The sequence below is a fragment of the Corallococcus llansteffanensis genome (assembly GCF_003612055.1).
GTDB classification, from domain to species: Bacteria; Myxococcota; Myxococcia; order Myxococcales; family Myxococcaceae; genus Corallococcus; species Corallococcus llansteffanensis.
On record NZ_RAWB01000275.1, the window covers coordinates 1 to 13117 of the forward strand.

At 71.0% G+C, this 13117-nt stretch carries 12 protein-coding genes and 1 pseudogene; 11 read left to right on the forward strand and 2 right to left on the reverse strand.

The genetic code is table 11. From position 1 onward, the window contains the following. Positions 1–319, reverse strand: a pseudogene (locus tag D7V93_RS24115) (transcriptional regulator); the annotation flags it as partial. Between the two features lie 242 nt (positions 320–561). On the opposite strand from D7V93_RS24115, the gene D7V93_RS45145 reads away from it, so the two are divergent. From D7V93_RS45145 to D7V93_RS24135, 3 genes are read left to right on the forward strand one after another with little or no spacing between them, the layout of a single operon-like run. Further along, a complete protein-coding gene (locus D7V93_RS45145; RefSeq protein ID WP_158623841.1) occupies positions 562–2913 on the forward strand; it encodes a lamin tail domain-containing protein in 2352 nt (783 codons plus the stop codon). Positions 2914–2936: 23 nt separating this feature from the next. Continuing rightward, complete coding sequence (locus D7V93_RS46805; RefSeq protein WP_244237475.1) at positions 2937–3542, forward strand: hypothetical protein; 606 nt, start codon at positions 2937–2939, stop codon at positions 3540–3542. After that, positions 3539–4108 carry a head protein gene (locus D7V93_RS24135; RefSeq protein WP_120645644.1) on the forward strand — a complete coding sequence of 190 codons (570 nt, stop codon included), beginning with the start codon at positions 3539–3541 and terminating at the stop codon, positions 4106–4108. Before D7V93_RS46805 ends, D7V93_RS24135 begins: the two co-directional genes overlap by 4 nt. Before the next feature lie 15 nt (positions 4109–4123). On the opposite strand, the gene D7V93_RS24140 is transcribed toward D7V93_RS24135, so the two are convergent. Continuing rightward, on the reverse strand, positions 4124–4780 hold the full coding sequence (locus tag D7V93_RS24140; RefSeq protein WP_147451298.1) for an outer membrane beta-barrel protein: 657 nt from the start codon (positions 4778–4780) through the stop codon (positions 4124–4126). Positions 4781–5105: 325 nt separating this feature from the next. Here D7V93_RS24140 and D7V93_RS24145 point away from each other — a divergent pair, with 325 nt between their 5' ends. From D7V93_RS24145 to D7V93_RS24180, 8 genes are all read left to right on the forward strand, one after another. After that, entirely contained in the window at positions 5106–5477 is a 372-nt protein-coding gene (locus D7V93_RS24145) for a hypothetical protein (protein ID WP_120645646.1), read from the forward strand. Positions 5478–5489: 12 nt separating this feature from the next. Beyond that, on the forward strand, positions 5490–6176 hold the full coding sequence (locus tag D7V93_RS24150) for a hypothetical protein (RefSeq protein ID WP_120645647.1): 687 nt from the start codon (positions 5490–5492) through the stop codon (positions 6174–6176). A 164-nt stretch (positions 6177–6340) separates the two neighbouring features. Beyond that, the gene (locus D7V93_RS24155) at positions 6341–7273 is read left to right on the forward strand and encodes a DUF2381 family protein (protein ID WP_120645648.1); all 933 of its coding nucleotides are present in this window, start codon (positions 6341–6343) and stop codon (positions 7271–7273) included. Positions 7274–7306: 33 nt separating this feature from the next. Next, positions 7307–9232, forward strand: a complete 1926-nt coding sequence (locus tag D7V93_RS24160) for a serine/threonine protein kinase (RefSeq protein ID WP_120645649.1) — start codon at positions 7307–7309, stop codon at positions 9230–9232. 63 nt (positions 9233–9295) lie between these two features. After that, positions 9296–9571, forward strand: a complete 276-nt coding sequence (locus D7V93_RS24165; protein ID WP_120645650.1) for a hypothetical protein — start codon at positions 9296–9298, stop codon at positions 9569–9571. A 180-nt stretch (positions 9572–9751) separates the two neighbouring features. After that, on the forward strand, positions 9752–10447 hold the full coding sequence (locus D7V93_RS24170) for an RNA polymerase sigma factor (protein WP_120645651.1): 696 nt from the start codon (positions 9752–9754) through the stop codon (positions 10445–10447). Next, positions 10444–11226, forward strand: a complete 783-nt coding sequence (locus tag D7V93_RS24175; protein ID WP_208723131.1) for a hypothetical protein — start codon at positions 10444–10446, stop codon at positions 11224–11226. The genes D7V93_RS24170 and D7V93_RS24175 overlap by 4 nt, the downstream gene beginning before the upstream one ends. Further along, complete coding sequence (locus tag D7V93_RS24180; RefSeq protein WP_120645653.1) at positions 11223–12950, forward strand: caspase family protein; 1728 nt, start codon at positions 11223–11225, stop codon at positions 12948–12950. Before D7V93_RS24175 ends, D7V93_RS24180 begins: the two co-directional genes overlap by 4 nt. Positions 12951–13117 lie beyond the last annotated feature (167 nt).

Below are 13117 nucleotides of genomic sequence, written 5' to 3' on the forward strand. Positions count from 1 at the left end.
GGGTGGCGGCCGGCTCGGCCGGGGGCTCGGCGGCCGGCGGGGCACCGGCGGCGCCGGTGCCGGGCTTGAAGGCCTCCTCGACGGTGGTCTCCACGCGGCGCACGGCGGTTTCAATCTTCTCCGCGGCGGTCTTGGTGGTGGCGGCGGCCCAGGTGCGCAGCTGCTCCAGGCCTTCCTTGACCTTGGCCTGCTTGTCCGGGTCCTTCACTTCCTTGAGGAGGCGTTCGGCCTCACCGCGGAGGTCGTCCGTGGTGCGCTTGAGGTCCTCGCCGGTGCGCTTGAGGAAGTCCATCAACTGCCTGTCCCACTTCTCGGCCATGAACTGTCTCCTCCGTCTGCCTGAACCCATCCAACTGCACGCCCGACAGGAGCGCAAAGCCTTCCGCCCTGTCCAGACAGGACGGCGGGATGCGCCGTCGATTGCCATGTGACGGTGCGTCAGGCCCCCCGGCCACGGGCAAGCGGACGACTCCGCGACAGTCGAATGCCCGACACGATAAGGTGCGGGCCCTCTGCCGGGAAGACCGCTGAAGCGCGGGCCCGGTGCTGGAGCATCCCATCATGTCGCGGTCCTTCCGGGCGGTCTGGTCCCTGGCCCTGCTTGCCTCCCTCGTGTCGCTGACAGCGTGTCCCTCCCGGGATGGCGGGGACGGGCCGGGGCTGCCCGCCGTCACCCTGCGCGCGGTGACGGTGGGTGCGCCCTTCGAGCAGGTGCTGACGGCGACCGGGGGCACGCCGCCCCTGAGCTATTCGGTGGGCGCGCTGCCGCCGGGGTTCTCGTTCTACGGGGACACCGGTCGGCTGGTGGGACCCGCCACGGAAGCCGGCGAGTGGACGCTGACGGTGGGCGTGCGCGACGCGAAGGGGGCCGAGGACACGCGGGCCTACTCCCTGCGCGCCTGGCCGGCGCCGGCCATCACCAGCGCGTCGCCGCTGCCGGCCGCGACGGCGGGCAGCCCCTACACCTTCACCTTCAACGCCACCGGGGGAGCGCCGCCCTTGACCTGGTCGCAGGCGGACGGGGCGCTGCCGCCGGGGCTGGAGATGCCCGCGAGCGGGGTGCTGTCCGGCACGCCGCAGGATCCCGCGCTGTATGAGTTCACGGTGCGGGTGGAGGACGCCAACGGGGTGCGCGCCGAGGTCGTGATGCAGCTGCCCCTGCGCACGCCGACCGGGGAGCTGCCCGACGGTGGCCCGGTGACGGACGGCGGGCCGAAGACGGACGGTGGGACGAAGCCGGACGGCGGGACGACGGCGGTGATGCCCCTGAAGGTGGGCAACTGGAACATCGAGTGGTTCGGGGACACGACGCCCGGCAATGGCCCGGACGACGAGGCGCTGCAGCTGGCCAACGTGACGGCCGTGCTCGCGGACGCGGGCCCGGACGTGATGGCGGTGGCGGAGATCGTCGGCGTGGATCAGTTCAACGCGCTGAAGACGGGGCTGCCCGGCTACGACGCCATCCTGTCCAACGACTCCTCGCGGGTGGGGGGCCCGACCTACTACTACGGCACGGCGGACCAGAAGCTGGGCCTGCTGTTCAAGACGGACGCGGTGCAGGTGCTGGGTGCGAACGTCGTCCTGTCGTACTGCGCCAGCGACTTCGCCGGCCGGCCGCCGCTGCGCGTGGACCTGCGGGTGACGCGGAACTCCGCCTCGGTGGACCTGACCGTGATGGTGCTGCACATGAAGGCCTTCGCGGATGCGGATGCGTACAGCCGGCGCCAGGGCGCGTCCGCGTGCCTCAAGGAGTACCTGGACACGAACCTGCCCACGCAGAACGTGATGGTGATGGGGGACTGGAATGACGACGTGGACGCGTCCATCTATTCCTCGCAGGTGTCGCCCTTCCAGAACCTGGTGGGCGACCCGACGCACTACAAGTTCCTCACCCAGCCGTTGTCGGAGGCCGGGGTGCGCTCCACGGTGAGCAACAGCCAGTTCATCGACCACCAGCTGGTGACGAACGAGCTGGTGCCGTACCACGTGGCGACCTCCACGGAGGTGCTCCGGCCGGCCATCACCAACTACAAGGGCACCACGTCCGACCACTACCCCATCTTCAGCCGCTTCGACTTCGGCACGCAGGTGCAGGCGCGCAGCGTGAAGGTGACCGCGCCCAACGGCGGCGAGACGCTCCAGGCGGGCAACACGTTCGCCATCACCTGGACGGTGAGCAACGTGTCGCTGGTGAACGTGCAGTACTCGCTGGACGGGACGGTGTGGCGCGACGTGGCGACGAACGTGGCGGCGGGGGGTGGGCGCTACACGTGGACGGTGCCGAGCGAGTCCTCCACCACGGCGCGGGTGCGGGTGGCGGACGCGACGCGCGCCGACGTGGCGGACCTGAGTGACGGGCCGTTCACGATGACGCGGCCCACGGCGCAGGTGTTCATCAACGAGTACCTGGCGCAGCCGAACAACATCTCGGGAGGGACGACGCCGGACTACGACCAGCAGTTCGTGGAGCTCTACAACACGGGGCCGGGGTCGGTGGACCTGAGCGGCTGGAAGATCCACGACGCGAAGTCGTACGCGGGCACGGACGCGGCGCGGCACACGTTCGCGGCGGGGACGGTGTTGCCGGCGGGCAAGGGGTACGTGGTGTATTCGGGGGCCACGGCGCTGCCGCAGGGCGCGACGTACGCGACGGTCTCCAATGGCGGCCAGGGCCTGCGGTTCGACCGCGGCGTCAATCAGAGCGGCGCGGGCGACACGGTGTACCTGGTGCGGCCGGACGGCACGGTGCAGGACAGCCACTCGTACGCGAGCCCGGCCATGAACGTGTACCAGGGCTGGTCGTTCAACCGTTCGCCGGACACGAGCGCCACGGGGACCTGGGGCTACTGCTGGGACCTGTACAACTACGACTTCGCGACCCCGGGCCGGCGGGCGAACGGCAGCGCGTTCTGACAGGGATGCGAACCCGGGATGCCGTGAAGCGCTTCACGGCCGTGGCCCTGTGCGTGCTGCTGTCGGCCTGTGGGGCGACCCGGGCGGCGGTGGCACCCTCTCCCGAGGAGCTTCCCCGGAGGGTGCTGCTCCTGCGGGAGTCACCGGACGGGAGCTTCACGCACGAGTGGCGGCCAGCGGGGGAGTTCGACCTCGCCAGGTATGTGCGGGCGGAGGAGGGGCCGCGCATCGTGCGGACCGCGCGCTCCGTGCGCGACTGCGACGCGGAGAATCGTGAGTGCGTCCGGCAGTGCATGAGCCGCCCGCTGTCTGGCGATTACAGTCATGTCGGCATCCCGCGCGGGAAGGGTGGGAAGAACGACCACTGCGTCGAACAGTGCGAGCCGGCCTACCGCGACTGTGTCGACCTGGAGAAGCTTCGTCCCCAGGAGTTGTCCTCCGCGGCGGAAGTCTCGGACTGGGCGAGTCGTCACCGGAAATCACTGCTGGTGGGAAGCTTGGTCGTCATCGCAGGTGTCGTTTTCGTCGTCGTGTCCGCAGGGGCGGGATTGGTCGTATTGGCGCCGACGCTGCTGTTGACGATGTATCCAGGGGAGCCCGTACATCCCCTGGCGGAGACCCTCCCATGACAAAGCTCTTCGACCAGATAGGAGTGCTCGGGCGCATCTGGCTCGACGATGCCCCCACCACCCCTGGAAGCGAGGAAGCGATCCGCATTGCCTCCGATGCCATCCGGTTCATCCAGACGTCCGGGCAGGGCTCCGACTTCGAGGACTACGTCCAGAGCATTGATGCCAATGCGCCCCCTCTTGCCATTGCCCGGTTCGACACACGGGCGGAGGCGGAGGCGTGGTTGAAGGCCCAGAAACGACCGCCCGACTCCGCCCGCATCCTCATCGGGGACCAATACTTCATCGTGCTCCACAGCCGCGCCCGAGGATGGAGCCATCTGGGTCCCCTCGACAGCCTGGAGTACTACCTCGCGGAGATGGCGAACGACGGGCCCAAGCCTTCGGGGCTGTCCTTCGCTTCGAAGGCGGAGGCGGAGACCTGGCTGCACCAGCACCCCACTCCGCCCCAGCAGGTGATCATCGACATCGCGGGGGCCCCGTACCTGGCCGCGTATCACCACCGCATCGACTACCGCGTCCTCTATCCCCTGCCCCCACCCACGCCTCCCTCGCAGGAGGCGTGAGGACACGGCACGCGACTACAGCCGGATCTGCACGCGCACGCCGGGCTGGATCCACAGGTGGAGCGCCTTCTGCTCGCTCGGGATGTCGCGGGTGACCTCCGCGCCCCCGAACACCGAGGACGTCATCTCCGAGTACTGCCCCAACGACGCGGACACGTAGGGGCCCACCGCGATGGAGCGGGTGAGCTGGAAGTCCACGCCGAAGTGCGCGTGCCCCAGGTCCCAGCCGCTCAGGGACACCGTCGCGAGCGCTCCGTCCTCGCCAATCTCCACCGAGCCGGACTCGTAGCCCACGCCCACGCCCACCCAGGGGGCCACGAACGCGTCCGGCGCGAAGTGGTAGTCCAGGTCCACGCCGAACCGCAGCACCCGGCTGTTGCACTCGGTCACGTCGTTGCAGTCTTCGGGCCCCTTCGCGAAGCCGTACTGGAAGTAGGCGCCCAGGGAGAGCTGCCGCCCGAAGAAGTAGGAGAGGTCCACCTGCGGCGCCACCGTCGTGCCGAACAGCTCCGACTGCGAGCTGTCCTCCACCGCGTCACCCACGGGAACGCCGTACGCCGCGCGCACGCCCAGCGCCAGCCCGGAGTTCGAGGGAGCATCGTCGGCCGCCGCCGGCAACGCCCACAGCGAGAGGGACAGCACCAGCGAGGGGATGATGGATCGAGCAGTCATGTCGTTCACCGGGAACAGCAGGCCGTCCTCAAGACGGCGGTGGGATGCGTCGCCGCCGCGCACTGCAAGGGCACGGCCATGGCGTGCGGTCCCTGTGTGCCCAGCGTCACACCGCTCCGGCGCGGGCCCGGCACCCTCCGCGAAGCATGACAGGCATGTCAGGACGTGAAGGATTTCAAGGGCCGTCCCACGCCCCGATGCCCCACGAAGGCTGACAGGTGTGTCCGTCGCCGGGGGCGCCCCGGGGAGGACCTCCCCGGGGTGGCCTGCTTCGTGCGAGGGTCCCGGCGAATACCCGGCCCTGGGGCTTGGGGGAGGTCTTCGCATGCGACATGGATGGCTGTGGCTGGCGCTGCTGGGGCTCGCGGCGTGTGGCGGAGAGGAGGCGATCCGGGTGGTGCCGCTCGCGGAGGTGGCGGGCTCCGGCGTCACCGCGACCCTCTTCGTGGAGGAGATCCCCGGCAACCCGGAACAGGTGGAGACGCGCTTCACGTTCACCACGAACGACCCCTCCTTCCGTGTGCTGGTGGGCTTCCTCCACGAGGGCCGGTGCGAGTCGCTCGGCGACATCGACCTGAGCGACCCCCACGCCCACCCGTTCGAGTTCTACCAGGGCACGCACGCCTTCGCGGTGCACCTGGGCGCGAAGGACTTCTACGACCCCAGCGGCGCGGTCATGGCGTGTGGCGACCTCTGAGGCTCCTTCCCCATGGAATCCCTGAACGAACACTCCGACGTCGTCCGCTGGCTGCGCGCCGAATGCGCGTCCCGGCAGCTTGCTCGCATCGAGCTGTCCGCCTCGTTGAAGCACCAGGCCGAGGTCTATGACGACACGCTGATCTTCACGGCCCCGGACGGCGCGCTGACGTTCGGCGCCCTGCCCGAAGCGCAGCGCGAGCAGGTCCAGGCCCTCTTGCGCCAGCACCATGCCGCCGACCCCGCGCGGGGGAACATCGAGCTGTCCGTCGTCTGCGAGGCGAACCTGGCCCCGCGCATCCTGCTGACGGACGAGCTGCGAAAGCAGCGGGAGGAGCGCGAACAGGCGCGCGCCGAAGCCCACTTCGATGCCCGGCCCTACGGGCGCGCGCTGGCGCTGCGGGTGGCGGAGATCCTCGATGCCGGGGGCGAGCTGTCCGTCGCCATCGACCCGCGGGACGGCGTGTTCCGGGCGCTGTGGAAGCCCGGGGATGGGACGTATGTGCATGGCCTCCGGTACGCCCAGGGGGACTCGCAGCCGACGGCGACCTTCGCGTCGCGCGAGGAGTTCATCCGCTGGCTCGCGCAGCGCAGCGACGAGGTCTTCGCCAAGGAGGCGCACCCGGACGACCCGCGCATGTGGGGCCTTGGGACTTTCAACCGCGCGTTCTTCGCCCGGAAGACGGGACGTCGGTCGTAGCGGAGTCACGGGTGACGCCCTGACACGTCTTCACCCCTCTCTCCCATTCCCCAGGTAGGCTGGGTTCTCACGTCACGTTCGCGCAGTGTCGGGTCCGCGCGGGCCGGGAGGACCCTTTCATGTCACCCCTATCTGTTAGGTTTGAAGGATGGAGGTGACCCGTGATGTCGCTGTCCTCTTCGGTCATTCCCGTGGTGGTGCTGGTGGCCGTGGTGGGTTCGGTGGCGGTGGCACAGCCCCGGACTCCGCCGGTGCGGGAGCGCAAGGCCCGGCAGTTCACGCTGCGCGCGGAGGAGCCCCCGGTGCTGCTTCCGCTGCACGTCGCCGCCCATGAGGTGACCACCCTCACGTTCGACGCGCCCATCGTTCCGGACTCCGTGGACCGGGCCGCGCTCGCGCCGTTCTTCTCGCGCGTGGGCGTCTATACGGACGCGCTCGTGCTCAAGGCCTCCGTGGACCTGCCCTCGGGCACGGGGCCCGTGATCACCGTGCGCTTCGCGGGACCGGGTGCTCCTTCGCAGGTGGGGTTCGTGCTCACGACCGTGGATGGGGAAGTGGACTCGCAGGTGGAGGTCTTCCGGTTGGGGCGCAGCGCGCAGGATTTGGGTCGGGAGCTCGCGGACCTGCGGGCCCGGTGCGCCGCCACCGAGGCGGGGCTCGCGACGCTGCGTGCGCAGTGCTCGTTCAGTGGACTGGGGGGCGCGGTGCTGACGGGGGCTGTCACCAGCAAGGGCGTGACCGTGACGTATCTCTCAGCGGGACCCACTCGCATCGGCATGGACGTGGCAGGACCGCACACGCTCTATCGCGCCGGTTCCACTCGCGCGTTGGCGACCCTGCTGATCAATCCCGTGGACGGCGCTCTCTGGGTCCCAGGCTTTGCCCGCGTGACGCCACACCTCTCCGAGGGCCGTGTGCTGCCGGCCCACGAGTCCCCCCTAATCATGCGTGAGAAACAGCTGGAGCCCGGCGCTCGTGCCGTCGCGGTGGTGGAGTGGCAGGCCCCCCCTGAGACGACTCCTGGAACGCGCTTCACCCTGGAGGTGTGGGACCGGAGCGGTGAACGCGGCGTCCGGTGGGAACAGGTGGCACCATGAGTGGCTGTGACAGGCTTTGGGAGTGGAGGGCTCATGCGCGGTGAGCTTTCGTCCGGAGGGGCAGCGCGGCGAAGGCCGGACGCGCCCTTCCCTGTCGTGGTGTCCGTGGAGGCGCTTCCCCCAGGCACCCGGTTGGCCCACTGGGAAGTCCTGCAACGCATGGCGGCGGGCGGCTATGGCACCGTCTACGCCGTGCGCAGGGCGGGCAGACTACGTGCCCGGCGGTATGCCTTGAAGCTGGCCCGCCACCCCGACAGCCCGTGGTTCTCACGCGAGGCGGAAATCCTCTCCCGGTTGCGGCATCCGGGCGTGCCTCGGCTGATGGCCACCGGAACGTGGCGGCCCGGTGCCATGGGCTACCCGTTCCTGGTGATGGAGCATGTGGACGGCGAATCGCTCTACGCGTGGTCACTCGCTCGCAACCCCAGCGCACGCGACGTGGGCGGGCTGCTCGCGCAGGCCTCGGAGGTCCTCGCCTTCGCGCACCAGCGCGGCGTCCTGCACCGCGACTTCAAGGGCGACAACGTCCGGATCCAACCCGGGGGACGACTCAAGCTCCTGGACTGGGGCGCGGGCTGGCACCCGGAGGCCGCGCCGCTCACCGCGACCGACCAGCTTCCTCCTGGCACGGCGCACTACTACAGCCCCCAGCTCCACCTGCTGCGCGCGTCAGCGTCCTCAATCCAAGCCGCGGAGCGCCCTCTCTACTCGGTGGCGGATGAGCTGTATGCCGTGGGCGTCAGCTTCTACCGACTGCTGACGGAGACCTATCCGGTCGCCGCGTCGAGGGCGGACGCAGCACGGCTTGAGGAGGGGCATGCGTTCCCTTCCCTTCTGTCGATCAACCCGCGCGTACCGGAGGCGCTGGCCTCGCTTGTCACCCGGTTGCTCGCCTTCTCCCCCGAAGCGCGGCCCCCGAGTGCTTCGGACCTGGCCTCAAAAGTCCGACGAACCCTGGCGGAGGCGGACGCGTCCTGGGACGTGCCGCTGTTCGACTGGGCCTTCCCGCCCTCTTCCCACTCGCGCACCACCCAGGAAGAGGAAGGCGCGGCGGGCCCGGTGGCGCCTGGACAGGAAGTGGCGCTCCAACATGCACGCCTCCAACGCGTGGACCTGCTCCGGGCGATGCACGACGCCCGCGAGCTGCGCCGACGGGCCCCTGCACATGTGGCCCGCATGGAAGCGCGGGCCATCCTCGCCGCGGGCCCGGTGCGTCGCCGACAGGCGCTCCGTGCGACCTGGCACTGGGGAGCAGGTGGCATCCTCTTCGTACTGGCCATGGTCTTGCTGATCTGGATCCTGAAGCCCCAGGCAAGGGCATCCACGGTCGACGCCGCGCGGCCTGTGTCACCACCGATGGCGCGGCCGGCGGCTCCCGACCAAGCTGCCGCGCCCGGGGCGGCCCCTCCTTCCCATGCGCCGCGCCCGCTGGAGGAGAAAGCCATGACCGTTCCCTTGAAGCAGGACCGCACCTCGCACGCACGCTCACTCGCGCGGGGCTGCACGTTGGCCGTCGGCGCTGCGTCCGCCGCTCTTGTCGCCTGCGCGGGCACGCCCCTCCGCCCTGAACCCCAGCGCTGCCCACAGGCCGCCCTGGAGGCGATGAAGGAGCTGGACCTGCAGAGGGATAACAGGGCCGCCATGACGCTCGACATCCGCTACCGCTGGCGGGACGACGCCGAGAACGTCACCGTCGGAGATGGCGACATCGTCAGCGTCCAGAAGGAGAGCATGGGTCGCCTCCCGCAGGGCACCCTGCTCTACGGCCGGCTTTGGACGGGTGGGAAGCGGGTCATGGGCCACTACACCCGGGCGGAGACACCCGACGGCCACACCTACCCCGTCTGCATCGTGCTCGGGAACCCGGGAGAGGGCTGGTGGAAAGAGGCGGGCTCCAAGCCCGGCGCCGCCATCGTGCCCCTGAGCGTGGGCTACACCGTCGTGGACGCCTTCCCCTGACCCTCGCGGTGTGGACAGGCGGCGCCATGCGAGAGGCATCCCCACCGTGGTAGTGGGAACGGGATGCCAACGGACCCGGATGCGGAGAAGGAGCAGCCCCGCCGCGTCGTGCTCTACCATCCCAAGCCGCTCGAAGGCTGGCGCTATGCCGTCTACACGGAGCCGCTCACGATCCTCGATGGGCGGCTGCTCGAGTGCCCGCCTTCTGCCCCGTTCGAGGAAGCGCGGACCGTCATGCTCCAGCACCTGACCCGGATCTACGGGGGGCACTACACGCTGCGCTGGGAAGAGGACGAACCCGGCTGGTGGACGGGCCACGTGGTCGACCCCGCGCCCTGACACCCGACGCACCGGGTTTGAATCCACCCGGCCGCCCCGGGACGTCCCCTGCTCAATAAAACGCGCCTTGAGCGTTTGGGCACGACCCGATTTCCGGGGTCATTTCGTATCTCTTTTCCAGAAGGGCAGGGGTGGACGGGCGCGGGGCCCGGCCAGCCCGCGCAGGGACGGAGCATCCACGTGCTGCCAGGAAACGAGCGGTCGGTGTTGGAGGCCTTCCGCCGGGGGGATCCCCCCGTCCTCACCCAGGTGTACCGCACCTACTCGCCCGAGGTGCTGCGCTACCTGTCGCGCCGCTTCTCCGTGCACTCGGAAGGGGGCTCGCGGTCGGTGGCGCTCACGCCCCTGGACCTGGACGCGGCCCACCAGGAGACGTTCGTGCGGGCCTTCCGCCCCCACATGCGCCAGGCCTACGACGGGGTGCGCCCCTACCTGGGCTTCCTGCTCACGGTGGCGCGCTCCACCGCCATCGACCTGATGCGCGCCTCCGGCCGGGTGGCCCGCGAGGCCGTCCCCCTGGATGACGCGCCGGAGCTGGTGCACGCGCCTGACGACAGCCGCACCCCCGAGGAAGAGGCGCTGAGCTCCGAGGTCCGCGCCCTGGTGCGCCGCTTCCTGGACGCCCTGCCGGACGAAGGACGGGCCCTGGCCCAGCTGCGCTTCATGGAGGGCCTGTCCCAGGAGGCCGCCGCCGATCAGTTGAAGCTCACCCGCGGCGAGGTGCGGGTGCGCGAGCGCCGCCTGCGGTTGCAGTTCACCGAACACCTGAAGGACTCGGGCTGGCTGGACAGTGACGTCGCACCGGGACGCCTGGAGCTGGGCATCATGCTGGCCACCCTGTCCCTGTGCGCCATCCCATTCGGGAGCATCCCATGAAGTGGTACGAACGACATGTGGACGCGGGACTGACGCGCTGGTCCCTGGGCGAGCTGTCCGGCCCTGAATCCTCGCGGCTCCTGCGCCATGCGCACGCCTGCCCGCGCTGCGGCAGCCGGTACAACAAGTGGGCCCGCGCCCACCGCGTCTTCGAATCCGGCCAGACGGACACGCCCACCGCCATGGAGCTGGAGACGCTCACCGTCGCGGGCCTGGAGGCCGCCCTCACCGCGGCGGCCCCTCCGGACGCGGTGCACTCCCGCTGGCCCACGCTCGCGGTGCTGGGCGCCACGCTCGCGGCCCTCTTCGCCGTGGTGGTGGTGCCCACCGTCCGCCCCACCCCCACGGAGCCCGAGTGGAGCCCGAGGGGGGTCGTGCATGATCCGGCCCCGCCCACCGTGCCGCTGGCGCAGCCCGTGCTGCGCATCTTCTGCGCGGTCCCCGGCCAGCCGCTGCGGGAGGTGCGCACGGGGACCGCCTGCGCGCCCGGCGCCACGCTGGCGTTCGCGGCGGGTGCCCGTTCGCCCTACACCCACGTGGCGGTGCGGGTGCGCGCCGGGGGACGCGAGGAGGTCAACGGGCCGTTCGCGCTCAGCGGCAGCGCGGGCGAGGAAGGCCCCCTGGAGCTGACGGTCGCCCTGCCCGCGACGTCCGATATGGCCGAGGTCACCGCCACGTTCTCCGAGCACCCGGACGCCACCCTGGCGGCCTTGCGTGGCGGGACGACGGAGGGGGTGGTGGTGCTCAGGCAGGAGGTCCGGGTAGAGGAAGGACCATGAACAAGCTGGAGATGCTCCTGGGAGCGGCCCTGCTGCTGGCGGCTCCGGAGGCATTGGCGGACACGGTGCGCCGGGCGCTCGTCATCGCGCACAACGGCAGTGACGACCCCGCGCTCGCGCCCCTGCGCTACGCGGACGACGACGGCGTGCTGTGGGCGGAGACGCTCAAGCGCCTGGGCGTGGACACCACCTTGCTGGTGGACCCGGACGAGTCCACGCGCGAGGCGGGCAGCCTCATGCTCAAGGCCGCGCGCGCGCCCACGCGCGAGGCGGTGGAGCAGGCGGTGAAGCGGCTCCAGGCGGCCTCGCTCGCGGACCACGCGGCGGGGCGCCAGGTGGACGTGCTCATCGTCTACGTGGGCCACGGCAACACGGACGACGCGGGCCGCGCCTACTTCACGCTCGCCGACGCGCGCCTGGACCGGACCAGCCTCTATTCGGAGGTCGTGGATCCGCTGGGCGCGGACTACGTGCACGTCATCGCGGACGCGTGCCGCGCGTCGGGCGTGGTGGGCCGTCGCGGGGGGACGCCGGACGCGGCGCTGCTGGCGGAGCTGCGCGGGGTGCTCGCGCGCGAGCAGCTGGCGTCGCGGCCCAACGTGGGCGCCCTCTTCGCGGAGAGCGACGACGGGGAGACGCACGAGTGGTCGCGCATCCGCGCGGGCGTCTTCAGCCACGTGGCGCGCTCCGGCCTGCTGGGCGGCGCGGACATCAACGGTGACGGACAGGTGGAGTACAGCGAGCTGGCCGCCTTCGTGGCCGCGTCGCTGCACGGCGTGAAGGGCATGCCCGCGCGGCTGTCGGTGAACGCCTTCGCGCCCACGGCGGCGCCCCGGCGTCCGCTGGTGGGCCCGGCACCGGAAGGCCCCAGCGTCACCTTCCCCGCGGGCTTCGAGTACGCGCGCCTGTCCGTGGAGGACGCGGACGGCCAGCGGCTGGTGGACGTGCGGCGCTCCCCGCAGCAGTGGACGCAGATATTGCTGCCGCCGCGCGACGTGTACTGGGTGCGCGCGCCGGACGCGGAGGCGCGCGTCACGCTGGCGCAGCTGTCCGCGGGGACGCCGGAGTTCCACCCCCGGGAGTTGCAGGAGCGCGGCCCCGCGGAGGAGGCGCTCCGGCAGGGCCTGTTCGCCGTGCCGTTGGACCGCTCGTTCTACGACGAGTACGTCGTCGCCGCGGGCCTGGTGCCCGTGGACTTCACCGCCTTCCAGCCGTCCACCGTCGGCGGCCTCATGCCGCGCCTGAGCGCGCCCTCGTCCGCGACCGGCTCCGCCTGGGAGCTGGGGCTGGGCGCGGGGCGTTCGCCGTTGGGCCTGGCGAGCTTCGCCACCGGCCCCAGCCTGTCGTGGCGCACCCCGTCTGCCTCCATGCACCTGCTGTACTACGGCGCGCGCGGGGCCTACGGCGTGACGCCGCTCGCGTCCCGGGACGGCATCCGCCTGCACCGCTTCACGCTGGAGGGGCTGGTGGGCCTGCAGAACCCGGCGCGCACGCCGCTGTTCGCGGAGGTGGGCGTGGGCTGGGGCGTGCTGGGCCTGACGGCGCCCGGCTTCCGGCAGGCGGATCCGCTGTTGCTCACCAGCCACGTGGCCGCGGGCATCACGGGCCGGCTCGCGGGCATGAAGCTGCGGCTGTCCGCCCAGGTGGGCCTGGACCGCGTCACCGCGAATGGCCGGACCGGAATGGATCCGCAGTACGGCCTGGAAATCTCCCTGCGGCGCTAGCGGACACGGGCCGCCGGGCCCGGCCGTGTCCGTGTGCCGTGCGCTGGATTGCGCACGCCGCGCCAACCCCGAGCCCCTGACGGTCCCCTTCCGTGGCCCATTCCCTTGTCATGCATGCCGTGCTGTCGAGCGCCGCCATGTCGGCGCTGCTGCTGACGGGCTGCGAC